The sequence below is a fragment of the Methanoculleus formosensis genome (assembly GCF_025384765.1).
Lineage (GTDB): Archaea > Halobacteriota > Methanomicrobia > Methanomicrobiales > Methanoculleaceae > Methanoculleus > Methanoculleus formosensis.
On sequence record NZ_VHLL01000002.1, the window covers coordinates 578,326 to 592,092 of the forward strand.

At 56.9% G+C, this 13,767-nt stretch carries 14 protein-coding genes, 2 tRNA genes and 1 pseudogene; 14 read left to right on the plus strand and 3 right to left on the minus strand.

The annotated features are described in order from the left end of the window. Positions 1 to 163: 163 nt before the first annotated feature. The 10 genes from FKB36_RS06385 (at position 164) to FKB36_RS06430 (ending at position 6,128) form a co-directional block, all read left to right on the plus strand. On the plus strand, positions 164 to 1,399 hold the full coding sequence (locus FKB36_RS06385; RefSeq protein ID WP_261597208.1) for a translation initiation factor IF-2 subunit gamma: 1,236 nt from the start codon (positions 164 to 166) through the stop codon (positions 1,397 to 1,399). Beyond that, complete coding sequence (locus FKB36_RS06390) at positions 1,396 to 1,776, plus strand: type II toxin-antitoxin system VapC family toxin (RefSeq protein ID WP_261597209.1); 381 nt, start codon at positions 1,396 to 1,398, stop codon at positions 1,774 to 1,776. The genes FKB36_RS06385 and FKB36_RS06390 overlap by 4 nt, the downstream gene beginning before the upstream one ends. Before the next feature lie 7 nt (positions 1,777 to 1,783). Then, a complete protein-coding gene (locus FKB36_RS06395) occupies positions 1,784 to 2,350 on the plus strand; it encodes a DNA-directed RNA polymerase (RefSeq protein WP_261597210.1) in 567 nt (188 codons plus the stop codon). Position 2,351: 1 nt separating this feature from the next. Further along, the gene (gene spt4, locus FKB36_RS06400; RefSeq protein WP_261597211.1) at positions 2,352 to 2,552 is read left to right on the plus strand and encodes a transcription elongation factor subunit Spt4; all 201 of its coding nucleotides are present in this window, start codon (positions 2,352 to 2,354) and stop codon (positions 2,550 to 2,552) included. Beyond that, entirely contained in the window at positions 2,552 to 3,037 is a 486-nt protein-coding gene (locus tag FKB36_RS06405) for a GTP-dependent dephospho-CoA kinase family protein (protein ID WP_261597212.1), read from the plus strand. The genes spt4 and FKB36_RS06405 overlap by 1 nt, the downstream gene beginning before the upstream one ends. A 212-nt stretch (positions 3,038 to 3,249) precedes the next feature. Beyond that, positions 3,250 to 3,543: a 30S ribosomal protein S24e gene (locus FKB36_RS06410; RefSeq protein ID WP_261597213.1), complete on the plus strand. Its 294-nt coding sequence runs from the start codon at positions 3,250 to 3,252 to the stop codon at positions 3,541 to 3,543. Between the two features lie 2 nt (positions 3,544 to 3,545). After that, the gene (locus tag FKB36_RS06415) at positions 3,546 to 3,725 is read left to right on the plus strand and encodes a 30S ribosomal protein S27ae (protein ID WP_261597214.1); all 180 of its coding nucleotides are present in this window, start codon (positions 3,546 to 3,548) and stop codon (positions 3,723 to 3,725) included. A 79-nt stretch (positions 3,726 to 3,804) separates the two neighbouring features. Then, positions 3,805 to 5,379, plus strand: a complete 1,575-nt coding sequence (locus FKB36_RS06420) for a bifunctional N(6)-L-threonylcarbamoyladenine synthase/serine/threonine protein kinase (RefSeq protein WP_261597215.1) — start codon at positions 3,805 to 3,807, stop codon at positions 5,377 to 5,379. Further along, on the plus strand, positions 5,376 to 5,954 hold the full coding sequence (gene rdgB / locus FKB36_RS06425) for an RdgB/HAM1 family non-canonical purine NTP pyrophosphatase (RefSeq protein ID WP_261597216.1): 579 nt from the start codon (positions 5,376 to 5,378) through the stop codon (positions 5,952 to 5,954). Before FKB36_RS06420 ends, rdgB begins: the two co-directional genes overlap by 4 nt. 27 nt (positions 5,955 to 5,981) lie before the next feature. Next, positions 5,982 to 6,128, plus strand: coding sequence for a 50S ribosomal protein L40e (locus FKB36_RS06430; RefSeq protein ID WP_074370182.1), 147 nt, complete (start codon positions 5,982 to 5,984; stop codon positions 6,126 to 6,128). A 53-nt stretch (positions 6,129 to 6,181) separates the two neighbouring features. Here the strand turns inward: FKB36_RS06430 and FKB36_RS06435 are convergent, their stop codons facing one another. Continuing rightward, complete coding sequence (locus FKB36_RS06435; RefSeq protein ID WP_261597217.1) at positions 6,182 to 6,832, minus strand: DUF1917 domain-containing protein; 651 nt, start codon at positions 6,830 to 6,832, stop codon at positions 6,182 to 6,184. A 237-nt stretch (positions 6,833 to 7,069) separates the two neighbouring features. Between FKB36_RS06435 and htpX the strand changes: the two genes are divergently transcribed. The 3 genes from htpX (at position 7,070) to FKB36_RS06450 (ending at position 8,179) form a co-directional block, all read left to right on the plus strand. Beyond that, positions 7,070 to 7,960, plus strand: coding sequence for a zinc metalloprotease HtpX (gene htpX / locus FKB36_RS06440; protein WP_261597218.1), 891 nt, complete (start codon positions 7,070 to 7,072; stop codon positions 7,958 to 7,960). 72 nt (positions 7,961 to 8,032) lie between these two features. Next, positions 8,033 to 8,103, plus strand: a tRNA-Gly gene (locus FKB36_RS06445). A 2-nt stretch (positions 8,104 to 8,105) separates the two neighbouring features. After that, positions 8,106 to 8,179 (plus strand) — tRNA-Val (locus tag FKB36_RS06450). A 233-nt stretch (positions 8,180 to 8,412) separates the two neighbouring features. Here FKB36_RS06450 and FKB36_RS06455 read toward each other — a convergent pair. Further along, positions 8,413 to 9,246, minus strand: coding sequence for a hypothetical protein (locus FKB36_RS06455; RefSeq protein ID WP_261597219.1), 834 nt, complete (start codon positions 9,244 to 9,246; stop codon positions 8,413 to 8,415). A gap of 291 nt (positions 9,247 to 9,537) precedes the next feature. Between FKB36_RS06455 and FKB36_RS06460 the strand changes: the two are divergent. Beyond that, a pseudogene (locus tag FKB36_RS06460) lies at positions 9,538 to 10,323 on the plus strand (IS5 family transposase); the annotation flags it as partial. A gap of 616 nt (positions 10,324 to 10,939) precedes the next feature. Here FKB36_RS06460 and FKB36_RS06470 read toward each other — a convergent pair. Then, positions 10,940 to 13,372 carry a DNA translocase FtsK gene (locus tag FKB36_RS06470; protein WP_261597220.1) on the minus strand — a complete coding sequence of 811 codons (2,433 nt, stop codon included), beginning with the start codon at positions 13,370 to 13,372 and terminating at the stop codon, positions 10,940 to 10,942. Positions 13,373 to 13,767 lie beyond the last annotated feature (395 nt).

A 13,767-nucleotide genomic window follows, 5' to 3' on the forward strand; every position in this document is an offset into this window, starting at 1 on the left:
TATCAACCCGGTCATTATTCATACTTCGTATGCCAAACAGAATATAGCAACCCGGGGCTTGACTGCGCGTACTGCAGAAGCGCAGCACCGAGCGGCAGGATAATCCCAACCGATTATGTATAAGTAGTGTCACTATATATTGGATAAGGAGGTTCGAAAACTTTTGCGAGATGCACTCATTCCTGGCGTCAATATTGGGCTCGTAGGTCACGTCGATCACGGCAAGACCACTCTGGTCAGCGCGCTGACCGGTTCCTGGACGGACAGGCACAGCGAGGAGATCAAGCGCGGCATCTCCATCCGGCTCGGCTACGCGGATACGACGTTTTACCGATGCGAGAACTGCGAGGGGGCCGATGCCTATACCTCCAAACCGGAATGCCCGAACTGTGGAGGGAAGGCAGCTCCGTTCCGGACGGTCTCATTCGTCGATGCGCCCGGCCACGAGACGCTGATGGCGACGATGCTCTCGGGCTCCGCGCTGATGGACGGCGCGATGCTCGTCATCGCTGCAAACGAGGTCTGCCCGCAGCCCCAGACCAAGGAGCACCTGATGGCGCTTGAGCTGATCGGTATCAAGCGGATCGTCATCGTCCAGAACAAGATCGATGTGGTCACGCAGACCGAGGCACTGGAGCACTACAAGCAGATCAAGCGGTTCATCAAGGGCACCATCGCCGAGAACGCGCCTATCATCCCGGTCTCCGCACAGAAAGGAGTCAATATCGGTGTCCTGATCCAGGCGCTCGACGAGGTGATCCCGGAGCCTGAACGCGATCCGGAGGTCGACCCGCTGCTGCTCATCGCGCGGTCGTTCGATGTCAACAAACCCGGCTGCAACTGGCGGGACGTGAAAGGCGGCGTCATCGGTGGTTCGCTCATCCGGGGCGTCCTTCGCGAAGGGGACGATATTGAGATCCGGCCCGGCCGACAGGTCCAGATCGAGAACCGGACGAAGTGGGAGCCGATCGAGACGAAGATCACCTCTATCAACGCAGGCAAGACCGGCGTGACCGAGGCGGCGCCCGGGGGCCTCCTCGGTGTCGCGACGAAACTCGATCCGGCGCTGACGAAGAGCGACGCCCTCGCCGGGCAGGTTGCCGGGCTTGCGGGGAAACTCCCACCAGTCTGGGAACGGCTGAAGTTCGACGTCACGCTGATGGACCGGGTGGTCGGCGCAGACAGCGAGCAGATCATCGAGCCCCTGAAGCACAAGGAGCCGCTGATGCTCTCGGTCGGCACCGCCGTGACGGTCGGCGTGATCGTGAACACGAAGAAGAACCAGATGGAGGTTCAGCTGAAGCGAGCGGTCTGCGCGGAGGTCGGCGCACGGATCGCCATCAGCAGGCAGGTCGGCGGACGATGGCGGCTGATCGGCATGGGTGTTCTGGTCGAGTGAGGGTTCTCCTCGACACGAACGCCTTGCTGATGCCGGTCCAGTTCGGGATCGACCTGTACGACGAGCTCATGGCACTCTTCGGGGACTTCGAACCGGTAACGCTCGAAGAGGTGGTCGGTGAACTCTCGGGGCTTGCCCGGGGCCGGGGCCGCGATGCGGCTGCCGCCCGCGTGGGCCTTGTGATCGCCCGGCGCTCGACGGTCGTCCCAAGCGGGAGTGCCGCAGAGCGTGTGGACGACCGGGTGATCGAGTATGCCCGGCGGGAAGGATGCACCGTGGTGACGAATGATCGCCAGCTCCGGAACGCTCTCCTCTGCGAGGGGATCGACGTTGTTTCGATGCGGAGAGGGAGAACGCTGGAGCTGATGAGGGGGTAGTTGAAAAATGTATTATAAAATGACGCTGGAGGACAAGGTGCGCGTTCCGCCGCACCGCCTCGGGGAAGACCTGGAGAAGGTCATCCTGAATGTGCTGCAGGAGCAGCTGGAAGGCAGCATCGCAAAGGATATCGGCATCTACATTGCGGTGACGAATATTCTCAACGTCGGCGAGGGGGAGCTGATCCCCGGAGACGGCGCCGTCTACTACGACGTCAGGTTCGAGGCGGCGGTGATCCGCCTGGCACTCCAGGAGGTGATCGAGGGGCAGGTGGTCGAGACGACGAGTTTCGGCGCCTTCGTCAGCCTGGGGCCGATCGACGCCATGCTCCACGTGAGCCAGATATCGGACGAATATATCAGCTACGACGAGAAGAACGGCAGGCTGGTATGCCAGGACTCGAAGCGAGCGATCTCCGTCGGCGACGGTATCCGGGCCAGGATCGTTGCGCTCTCGCTGAACGAGCGTGAGCCGAGGGAGAGCAAGATCGGTCTCACCATGCGCCAGTCGGGCCTCGGGACCACGACCTGGCTGGAAGAGGAACTCGTTGAGGAGAAGAAGGGGGCGGCATAGGATGGTCGTCCGTAAGAAGGTGGTCAAGGTCTGCCGCGAGTGCCACCGGGTCGTCGAGGGGGAGAGCTGCACCATCTGCAGCACGTCGAACCTGAGCGAGGACTGGGCGGGCTACGTCGTGATCATCGATCCGGAGCGCTCGGAGATCGCAAAGAAGATGAACGTCACCATGGCCGGCAGGTACGCGCTGAAGGTCCGCTGATGCTCAGGCTCCCCGAAGCGTACCGGAGTCTCTTCAAGAGACCGTTCGGAACCCTTTACGGGAGCGTCGGCGAACTCCTCCCCCAACTCGAAGGCCGGCCGGTCTACGCCGTCGGCGATGTGGTGACCCATAACCTCCTGACCGCAGGGGTCGTCCCGGACATCACCATCATCGACGGCCATACGATGCGCACGCCCTGCAACCGTTCGCCCCTCCTCCTGATGAGGTGGGTGACGGTGAAGAATCCCCCCGGCACGATCACCACCGATCTCGAGGACGCGATCGAGGAGGTCGTCGGGGATCCGCCCGCCGTGATCTTCGTCGAGGGCGAGGAGGATCTCGCGGTCATCCCGCTCGTCCTCGCCGCGCCGGACGGGGCCGCCGTCCTTTACGGGCAGCCGGAGGAGGGGGTCGTCCTCCGGCTCGTGGACGCGACGGCGAAGCAGGCGGCCGCGTCCATGCTCAAAGTTTTTGTGCGTGAGTGAGGGGTGCGGCGGTGCCGCCGTCCCTCTACGTCGCCTCGCGTGAAGTTGATTGCCTGCAGGTTCGTGCTTTCACCGATTGCATGGATGATTGCACCGCCTTACGCGAGATACGGTCACCTCGAAGGCGGGGAGCGGGAGCAACGGAACGAGCCCGACCTCCCACGGCATCCCAGAGTATAAATAAATCCGTCAACAATATTTTAGGGATATCGATGGACTTCGAAATTACCCGTGATGTGAGGAACGAGTTGTTGAAGAGGAGAGAACTCACGTTCACTCTTACCTTCGACGGACCGACGCCTTCGCGGAAGAGCATTCAGGAGAAGCTCGCCGCACTGCAGAACAAGAATGAGAACCTCATCGTGCTCGACCTGGAAAGAACCCGGTTCGGGAAGATGGAACTCTTCGGCCGTGCCCGGATCTACGACGACGAGGAGACCAAGACCTCGACCGAGCGGGAGTACCTGCTCAAGCGCGGCGAGCCGAAGGCTGAGAGCGAGGCGTAAGCATGGCAGCCAAGAAGCAGGCTTCGGTCAAGGTCAAGAGACACGAGTGCTACGAAGTCAAGGGCGATGCGGTGGTCCTGCAGAAGCGGCACTGCCCCCGGTGCGGTCCCGGCGTTCTGATGGCCGCGCACAAGGATCGGGCGGCCTGCGGCAAGTGCGGCTACACCGAGTTCCTGAAGTAGGTCCTCACCTGGATACACAATACGGACGCGGCATCGGCCGCGGCCGGCCTTTTTCCCGTAACGGAACGATACCTGTTTTATGACCCACGACGACGGCCTGGTGCTGGGGCTTGAAGGAACCGCGTGGAACCTCAGTGCCGCTCTCTTCGGCGACGACCTGGTCGCCCTCCATTCGGCGCCCTACGTCCCCCCAAAGGGCGGGATCCACCCGAGGGAGGCCGCGCAGCACCACGCTTCGGCGATGAAGGAGGTCGTCTCCCGGGTGCTCGCGGAACCGGAGCGGATCCGGGCGATCGCCTTCTCCCAGGGACCCGGCCTCGGGCCGTCGCTGCGGACAGTGGCGACCGCCGCACGCGCCCTCTCGATCGCCCTCGGCGTCCCGCTCGTCGGCGTCAACCACTGCGTGGCGCACGTCGAGATCGGGAGATGGGCGACGGGATTTGACGACCCGATCGTCCTGTATGCGAGCGGCGCGAACACGCAGGTGCTCGGTTACCTGAACGGCCGTTACCGGATATTCGGGGAGACGCTGGATATCGGGCTCGGGAACGGGCTCGACAAGTTCGCCCGGAGCCACGACCTCCCGCACCCGGGTGGGCCTGCCATCGAGCGGCTTGCGCAGGAAGGGGACTACATCGAGCTTCCCTACACGGTGAAGGGGATGGATCTCGCCTTCTCCGGGCTCGTCAGCGCCGCCCAGGAGAGCGGCGCGCCGCTCGAGGACGTCTGCTTCGGCCTGCAGGAGACGGCGTTCGCAATGTGCGTCGAGGTGACGGAGCGCGCGCTCGCCCACGCAGGCAAGAACGAGGTGCTGCTGGTCGGCGGGGTCGGTGCGAACGGGCGGCTGCAGGAGATGCTCAGGGTGATGTGCGAGGAGCGGGGAGCGGCGTTTGCCGTCCCGAAACGGACGTATCTCGGCGACAACGGCGCGATGATCGCTTATACAGGGAAGATCATGCTGGAGCACGGCGTGACGCTCCCCCTTGAGGAGTCGCAGATTCGCCCCGGGTACCGCGCGGACGAGGTGGAGGTCGCCTGGCGGACGGAGCCCGGCGAGATCTTCACCGCAGCGCCGCACGAGGGCGGCGTCGCCCGGGGCGCGGAGGCGGTCGTGGAGATCGGCGACGCGGATGTGATCAAGTGCCGGCCGAGCAAACGCTACCGCTACCCGGCCCTCGACCGGCGGCTGATCGCGGAACGGACCCGGGCGGAGGCGCGCCTGATCGCGACGGCGCGGCGGGCGGGCGTCCCGACCCCGGTGATCCGGGATATCACTGCCGACACGATCGTGATGGAGCGAGTCAGGGGCGATCTGCTGAAGTACGTCACCGCCCCGGAGACAATCCGGCTCGCGGGCGAGGCGGTCGGGAGGCTGCACGGGGCGGGGATCGTCCACGGCGACCTGACGACGAGCAACATGATCGTCCGCGACGGCCAGTGCGTCCTGATCGACTTTGGGCTCGCGTCGACGTCGCCCGAGGTCGAGAGCCGCGGGGTCGATCTCCACGTCTTCTTCCAGACGCTCGAGAGCACGACGGAGAACTTCGGGGAGTTGAAGGAGGCGTTCGTGGAGGGATACGCGGCCGTCTTTTCGGAGGCGGACGAAGTTCTCGCCCGGGAGCACGAGGTGGAACTCAGGGGGCGGTACCTATGAAGGTCGCGGTGGTGACGAGCAACCAAAACAAGGCCCGGGAGGTGGCGGCCTATTTCGCAGGGACGCTCACGGTCGAGCACGTCGCACTGGAGTGCCCGGAGTTCCGCCACGCCGACGTGGGGGAGATCGCCCGGGGGAAGGCGGAGTTCGCCTACCGTGCGCTCTCCCGGCCGCTGATCGTCGACGACACCGGCCTCTTCGTCGATGCGCTCGGGGGATTCCCGGGGCCCTACGCCGCCTATGTCCACGACACCATCGGCAACGCCGGGGTCCTGAAACTCATGGAAGGCGTGGAGGACCGGGGCGCCCGGTTCGAGACGGCGATCGCGTTCGCGCGCGAGGACGGCATCAGGATCTTCCGGGGGGTCCTCCCGGGGACGATCGTCGCCCCCCGGGGGGAGGAAGGGTTCGGCTACGACCCGATCTTCGAGCACGGCGGCCGGACGCTCGCCGAGATCCCGTTATCCGAGAAGAGCCGGATCTCTCACCGGGCACGGGCGCTCGAAGCGTTCCGCGACTGGGTGGAGCGGGGGGCCGAAGGCGACAGAACTGTTAATACGAGCAAGAACGAATAGTACCAAACTGACAAGTGGTGTTTTTATATGGCGAGATTTCCCGAAGCTGAAGCACGTCTGCTCAACGTAAAGATCTGTATGAAATGCAACGCCCGGAACGCAATCCGCGCGACCAGCTGCCGCAAGTGCGGCTCGGACGAACTCCGGCCCAAGTCCAAGGAACGGAAGGCGTAACGTCGTTCGTCCGGCCCCGGCATACTCTTTTTTACCAGTGAGCGCCCGGTCCCTCAGGCGCTGTAATAGGTGACTTTTCTGCCTTCTTCGCTGTATTCGCCCCGATAAGTCTCGATGTTACGCTTGTAGCCGATCCGCTCCGTAAACCCGAGTTCACGGAGCCGTTCGCGGACGCGCATGACATCCGCTTCGTCTGCCCAGTCCCGGGTGTAGACGTAGATGACCGACCGCTCGTCGCGCGAGTCCGGGTTCGGCTTCGCCGTGCTGACCTTCGCGGATATCCCGAGCGTTCCACTCACCGTCTCGTCCCGGATCTTCCGCCACGCCTCGTCCACCCCTTCGGGAGGGGCGAATATGAGCCATTTCCCCACCTGGTCGTCGTCGAGGCCCCGCTCCGAAGGCCCGGGGGCGTCCTGGACGATCCAGTACATCCGGGTCGTCTTCGAGGGGAGGACGCCTTCACCCTCCCTGAGGGGTGCGTAAATGGCATCGATCCCGCCGAACCGCCGGAGGAGCGCATCGGCAAGGTCCGGGTAGTCGTCCCGGAACCTCCCGAAGATCTCGCGGACGTCGGCCTCGAGATCGGTTCCCTGCTCGACGAGTTCAAACAGATACGGGCCGCGGAGACGGAGTTCGCGGTTGAGGTAGATCTCAAAGAGCCCGTACGCGACCTCGGCCAGGGATCCCGGATCGATCTCTTCCATACCTAATGGTAACCGCCGGGAGAGTGAAAAGAGTTTTGAAGTGTTACCGGCCGAGCCTTTCTGCAACCAGCCCGGCGGCCTGTTCCCCGGAGAGAAGCATCCCGCCGAAGATCGGTCCCATGCGGCATTCCCCGGCGCCGACGCGTACTCAGGACGCACCGGATCGCGGTTCAGGCGGAAGCAACCGGGAAGAGTGGCAGAGACCTTAAGAGTAATCCGGTCAGATATATATCCGTCATGAAATGGACGCGCGACCTCGGTCTCACTATGAGGATGTTTTTCACGTCGTTTCTGCTCCTCATAGTCTACCTGATCTTCCTGGGTGCGCTTTACGCCCTGGGATTCCCCTTCGAGTTCCTCCTCCTGGTTGCCGCCGGGATGGCGTTCCTCCAGTACTTCTTCTCCGATAAGCTCGTGCTCTGGAGCACCAGCACCCGGATTGTGGAAGAGGACGAGTACCCGGAACTGCACCGGATGGTCGAGAGCCTCGCTACGAGGGCAGGCCTCCCGAAACCAAGGATAGGGATCATGGCGTCCCCGGTGCCGAACGCGTTCGCGACCGGGAGGAACCCGAAGAACGCCGTGGTGGCGGTCACCGACTCGATCATGCGGACGCTCAACCGCGAGGAACTGGAAGCGGTGCTCGCCCACGAGATAGCGCACGTGAAGAACCGGGATATGCTGACGCTGACGATGGCGAGTTTCCTCTCGATGCTCGCCTTCCTGATCATGCGCAACTGGTTCTTCATGGGGCTCTTCGGCGGCGGCGGCAACCGCGACAACAACATGGGCGCGCTGATCCTGGTCTACGTCGTCTCGATCCTCGTCTGGGTCGTGAGCACGCTCCTCACCCGGGCGCTCTCCCGCTACCGGGAGTTCGCCGCGGACCGGGGCAGCAGTGAACTGACGGACAACCCCCGGGCACTGATATCGGCGCTCCAGAAGATCAGCGGGCGGATGGACTACGTCCCCGCCGAGAAGAAACAGGAAGTGGAGGGCGCGAACGCGTTCTTCATCATCCCGGCCATCTCCGGGAAGTCCTTGATGGATCTCTTCTCCACGCACCCGTCGCTGGAGAAGCGGGTGGCGGCCCTCGAGGAGCTGGAAGCGCAGCGGCGCGGGTACTAACCCGCTCCGGCCCCCCACCACCCAATATTTAATATTCAGCACGGTCAATCTATGTAGGCATACCGTGCATTCGCATCGATGGTCTAGTGGTATGACTTTGGCCTTCCAAGCCAATAGCCCGGGTTCAATTCCCGGTCGATGCATGGGGCTCGTGGTCTAGCTGGTTATGACGTCGCCTTCACACGGCGGAGGTCTCGAGTTCGAATCTCGACGAGCCCATCAGAATCACCGTCCTTTTTAGGTCTTGACTCGATTTACCGCCATTCTCCCCGATAACTCTGACTATCCCATCCATCTTCGATTCTAAGCGATTAACGCGAGTTTCGAGATCTTTTTTGCTATCAAGTAACCTTCATCCAGAGCGTTGCCGGGTGGTGAAATCAGGGGGGCTGATAAACAATAATACCGCATGGAATTCTGCTATGCTCAAGCCTTTTCACGTATACGACAGCTCATGGTTTTAATTCAGGTTTTAACTCAATTCCGGGACAAAATGTCAAATAATATCCGGTCGTTACAAGCAGGGTGTCTATAATGATTCTGGACAACACGTCGATTAAATAGCCGGAAAACAGTAAGGGCATAAAAAGAAGGAACGTAGCCCAGTTAACTCCAAAAATCAGGAACCCGAATTTCGCTGCTCTACGTTCCAGGGACAACGTATCTCCGATATTCCCCAGCAAAATACATACTACCCCAATACAGGCACCCATAAGGAGCGTCCAGAAAAATGTATAAACCAAGCTTGTCTGGTACCCCGATTGGATCACTCCCGTGACATATGCAGCGTATCGTCCAATTAAGAATATCCCTGTGAATATGGATATGGCCGCCATCTTCTGTCGAAGAGTAAACGGCTTTACCGCAGCATTCTCTCCTTTTTCAGCATTTATCAGACTCAATAGAATCGCCATTAAAATGACAGGTACCGCATCACTGAGGCCGACCACAAACTCGTTGATGATCGGATTGCCAAAGAGGGACACCCCCTCCAGCATGGCAAAAAGCCAGATCAGCGCTATTGCAGACCCGTACCGCACCCCTTTTTTTACTCCCTCTCCAGGAACCACATCTCTGATGCGGCAATAAACACAAGCAGCACCGGAAAAAGAGAGTAGCGCCCAGAGAGAGACGGTAATCCCCGTCCCGAGCAACTCTGCCACCATGCTATAGCTCGGACTCTCAGGCATAGTACTGTATGCGTTTGTAACAAGATGAAGAACGATATCAAAGAGTATGCAAACCACGACAACGGCTACAATATTTACCCGTTTGCCTATTTTCATGCTATAGATACTCCCTTTCCAGGCCAGCTGCAGATGTTCAAAAGGCTGACAAGCGGCTAACGGATCAGTGATTTAAAGATCTGAGGAAGTAAATATGCCTTGCTAAGTTCCTCTGCTCAGAAAGGAAGACCCGGTTGCATGACGTCATAGATGAAGGAGAATACTGTATTGCATAACTCTGCTTCTTCGACCCAAACAGAAAAGATGCCGGACGTCCCGCCCGCCCCTTCATGCCACGACAAGAACGTTGGGGACACCCGTACCCCGATGATCGTGACTGGGGTATATATAATGAGCTCCAGGTCAAGCGCGGTGAGTTCTTTCTCTCGCTTGACTTCATCGACCAGTGGGATGACCAGCTCGCCCGGATGAACGCTGGCAAGCCCGGTCGACCATTTCAGTATCCAGACTCATTCATTGAGTGGATGGCCCGTATCCACGTCTTCCTGCAGATGCCCTACCGCCAGATGGAGGGATTTGTTCGGCGACTCGCGGCATTCATTCCTGGCCTCAAAGCAGCCGATTACACCACGCTCTTCCGCCGGATCCAGCGTCTCGATCTCTCGTTGCCGGTTGTTCCCGAACTCCTCGCCGAGGACGTCATCGTCGCCGCCGATAGCACCGGGATCAAGGTCACGAATCGGGGGGAGTGGATGCGCGAGATGTGGCGAATCCGGCGTGGCTGGATCAAACTGCATATCATGATCGATGTCGAGACCAACCAGGTTCTCGGTCTGGAGATCACCGATGAAGCGGTACCGGACGACCAGATGTTCATCCCCCTCCTCGACTAGGCCCAGCAGAACAGTGGGGAGGAGCACCCCGGTGCACCGAGCACTCGCCGATGGTGCCTATGACCGCAATGAACTCTTCAACACGCTCGAACACCGGGGAATCGCCTCGGGCATCAAGACCCGGGTCGACGCTGCGACCCACTCGACCGGGTCACCCTATCGAGCCGAATGCGTCAGGGACCGGAACCGATGGGGCGGGTACCCCATGTGGTCGCGGGTAGTCACGTACGGGATGCGGTGGAAGGTCGAAGGAGCCTTCTCTCGCATCAAACGGAGCTTTGGAAACCTGACTTCCCGCCCCGTTAAGCACATACTCCTAGAGCATCCAGGTTTGTGCGTTGTTTTTCAAGTTCTCCGTCGTGATAACCCCACATTCGTCAGCCGAGATATGCCTATCAATTAAGCACATGATGGGATGTAGATTTCGTGGTTACAGACGATTCAGGAGCTAAGAGGAATTTATGGTAAATTCTATGCGCTTAATGCAATGGGAAGTCAGGTTGGAGAGGGAGTGCGAGCAACGTCCCGGAATGGGATGTTTCGCGAGTTACGGATAAAAGTGAACTGCTATAACAAGTTGATTGCCCTGGCGGCCTGACGGAGGTGAATGGCGGGAGGGCAACCACCGGGATAGTTATGCAACAAAGCAGTTTTTCGCATGGCATATATTTGCCATAACACATTCAAGTTGTGCTCTTTTGTCACCGTCCTATCTATCCACTACTTCTGCCATCTGCCCAAGCGTCAGTGCTGATCTCTAATCGAATTGTTCTAGAGTCATACACCGGCCCGTAGATCTCCAGATCGGTCGAGTCGAACGGCCCCGTAAGCAGGATGTGGATGAGTGCCCTCACCTTGGAGGGGACTCAGAAATCCATCCCTGCGTTATTTACAGAAGTTCAGGCACTCTGTTGACTCTTCAACTGCGTAACAAATCTTTTGATCTCCTCGTTCGAGATATAAGCAGCCTGGAAACGTCTTAATTCAGGAATATTCGGCTCCTTCAAGAAACAGTCCCCTTTGCCATAGAGCTTTTCGGCCCCGTTTTCATCCAAGATGACCCGAGAATCTGACTGTGTCGCCACTCGAAAAGATAGCCTTGCGGGGAGGTTTGATTTTATAGTGCCGTCAATTACCTTAACGGAGGGTTTTTGCGTCGCGATAACCAAGTGGATGCCTGCAGCACGACCTTTCTGGGCGAGGCGCTGCACAACTTTCATTACTTCTTTACCTTTCGACATCTCCACAAGATCGGCAAACTCATCAATTACAATAACGATAAACGGTTTTTTATCTATTCCCACCAATTCGTTATACTCAGAGATATCTTTCACCATCTCTTTTTTAAAAATTTCATATCGATATTTCTTTTCTGTAGTAATTTTTTCCAACACATTTAATGCCGTTTTAGCATCACTGACAATGTCACAGTACAGATCTGGTAAGCCCTCATATGCTCCAAATTCCAGGCCCCCTTTCGGATCAATAAGTTGTAACTTCAGTTCTGCAGGCGAATTCTGAAATAACATACTGATTATAAATGAGTTGAGGAAGACAGATTTTCCCGACCCTGGATGGCCGGCAACCAGGAGGTGAGGCATCGAGATCAAATCAGAATACCGGGTATTTCCTGCGATGTCGATACCAATGGGGAACTCCAATTGTGATTTACCCGGGAGATCCTTCAGGAGATCTCTGATGCCTACGCTAACAAAATTTTTACGCGGGATATGAATGCCGATCATCCCTCTTGCTGCAACATTCTCTATATAGACATCTGTCGGCACTTCATCTTCATTCGCAAAATCAAACAATTCTGAATCGCTATATAGTCTATTGGCGATATCCTTAGATCTCCGTTCTATGCTGCTAATTGTAACCCCTTTGCCCGGCTTGATGTTTGCCCGGATCACTCTCGGTCCGTTTATATCAAAGTTTTGATAATCGACAATACAATCAATCCCAAACTCCTCGAAGATCTTCTGCAGATGGGACTCAAGACGTGACAGATATTCTACATCTACGGGCTGATACTGAGATGAGGTAGAAAAGACCCCAAGTAATGATCTCTGGAGTCCCCTCAACGTTTCATGGGGATATTCACCGACGGACGGTTTCAGGGAGATATCTGCTTGACTCCCTGGGAGTGTTTCCCGGAATTCTTTATATACTCCAGGTTTGATAGTAACTTCCTGTGTATGCCGCAACAGGACAGTGTTTTGTGGCCATTGAGCGATTTCCAGACTATATTCACGCTGTATATCCGTTAACCTATATTGGACTGTGCTGATCCCAATTCCTTTTGAAAGGATATAGCCACCACTATGAATTTTGGAGATAATTCCATCTCGGATGAGCGTGTCAAGAGTTGTGCTTTCGGGTTGATCTGGTTTTATTAATGTCCGGTCATTCCCCTTTAGTAATGACAAAAGGGAGGAGAGCGCCTCTATCTCAACCCCATACCGCTCATTTTGTTTTTCACAATGTCTCCTCCATTCTCTCCCGATGCATTTCATAATAGTTCTCGCATCTATACCAGTTTCCTTCTCTGTTGCCAAGAATGCCTTACGATATTCCGGGTCAACGACATAGGAATGAACTTCCCCGAATATGAGGCCAGAGCAATATCCAATAATATAGAAAGCGTTCTTGCCCTGATGGGATTCCGGGTGCATGTCAGACATGGATCGATCGTTTTGCCCAACAATCAATTCCCATAGGGGGCAGTCATCTATCTCATTCAATTTCTGTAAATCCTGCAGTCTTTGCTTAATCTTCTGTAGAGAGATGTAGGGAACTGCATCTGTGGTCTCTTCGCATATCGTAGCAAGAAGCCACCATTTCATGGCATCGCATATCGTTGTACTATCCGAAATCTGGATTGGATTAATCTCCAGAGGATCCTTCCAAGCCTCTAAATACTTGCAGAAGTATGGTGACTGCCCTGCTACAATATATTGTTCTGTATAGAGGCCACTAGAGTGATTCCCCCTGCTTGAAAGTGCTTTATAGGTACCTGATAACTGATCTATGCGAATATAAGCACTCATCACTCTTATGACATGCTCTAGTTCGGATTCTTCCTTAACCGCGGGGCAATTTTGCCTGATATTTGAATAACCCCATGAGATTGCAAAGCATGGACGGTCTTGCCATCCTGGCCCCACATTCTCGAAGCGAATGTTTTTTTGTGACCGCAGATCCTTTACGGGAAGAGTGGTTTTCAGATATCTCCGAAGTTGATCGGAGATCGAGCGTTCGATGTCGATATTCCAAGCAGCATCGATATCCTGAATTATTTTAGAATCGGTCTCATCCGCAGGCGTAGACATATAAAATCATAGATAGTATAGAGAGTAAAATAGTTTTCTAATTCCGGATATTACAAAAATAACGGCTACTGGGGTATAAATCAGGTCTTGCTCCACCTTAATTCAGAATCAGAGAATCTTCATTGCATGTGTCTTCCTAATCACGTAATCAGTGAGAATCAGCAATTCGCGAGTTGCTATAAACTCTTCTGGGTGGAGAGTTGCCTTAGCGGCTGCTTCATCAAGGGGGATCTGGTATTCAAGCCCACAGATCTCATGGTGTTATACATCAGTACTTCGCTAATTTTCGAACCAGCATATTCTCTGCCGAACCCGGAAACCCGCACAAAAACGAAAGATTTATATCGTTTGCAGGCGTCCCCTCATGCCTTTTGCCAAAAGCAAGAAGACGACCT

Coding starts and splice junctions, on each gene's coding strand:
- FKB36_RS06470 (WP_261597220.1), bottom strand. CDS start 13,372: ATGTCTACGCCTGCGGATGAGACCGATTCTAAAATAATTCAGGATATC.
- FKB36_RS06410 (WP_261597213.1), top strand. CDS start 3,250: ATGGACTTCGAAATTACCCGTGATGTGAGGAACGAGTTGTTGAAGAGG.
- FKB36_RS06430 (WP_074370182.1), top strand. CDS start 5,982: ATGGCGAGATTTCCCGAAGCTGAAGCACGTCTGCTCAACGTAAAGATC.
- rdgB (WP_261597216.1), top strand. CDS start 5,376: ATGAAGGTCGCGGTGGTGACGAGCAACCAAAACAAGGCCCGGGAGGTG.
- spt4 (WP_261597211.1), top strand. CDS start 2,352: ATGGTCGTCCGTAAGAAGGTGGTCAAGGTCTGCCGCGAGTGCCACCGG.
- FKB36_RS06420 (WP_261597215.1), top strand. CDS start 3,805: ATGACCCACGACGACGGCCTGGTGCTGGGGCTTGAAGGAACCGCGTGG.
- FKB36_RS06405 (WP_261597212.1), top strand. CDS start 2,552: ATGCTCAGGCTCCCCGAAGCGTACCGGAGTCTCTTCAAGAGACCGTTC.
- FKB36_RS06395 (WP_261597210.1), top strand. CDS start 1,784: ATGTATTATAAAATGACGCTGGAGGACAAGGTGCGCGTTCCGCCGCAC.
- FKB36_RS06455 (WP_261597219.1), bottom strand. CDS start 9,246: ATGAAAATAGGCAAACGGGTAAATATTGTAGCCGTTGTCGTGGTTTGC.
- FKB36_RS06415 (WP_261597214.1), top strand. CDS start 3,546: ATGGCAGCCAAGAAGCAGGCTTCGGTCAAGGTCAAGAGACACGAGTGC.
- FKB36_RS06435 (WP_261597217.1), bottom strand. CDS start 6,832: ATGGAAGAGATCGATCCGGGATCCCTGGCCGAGGTCGCGTACGGGCTC.
- htpX (WP_261597218.1), top strand. CDS start 7,070: ATGAAATGGACGCGCGACCTCGGTCTCACTATGAGGATGTTTTTCACG.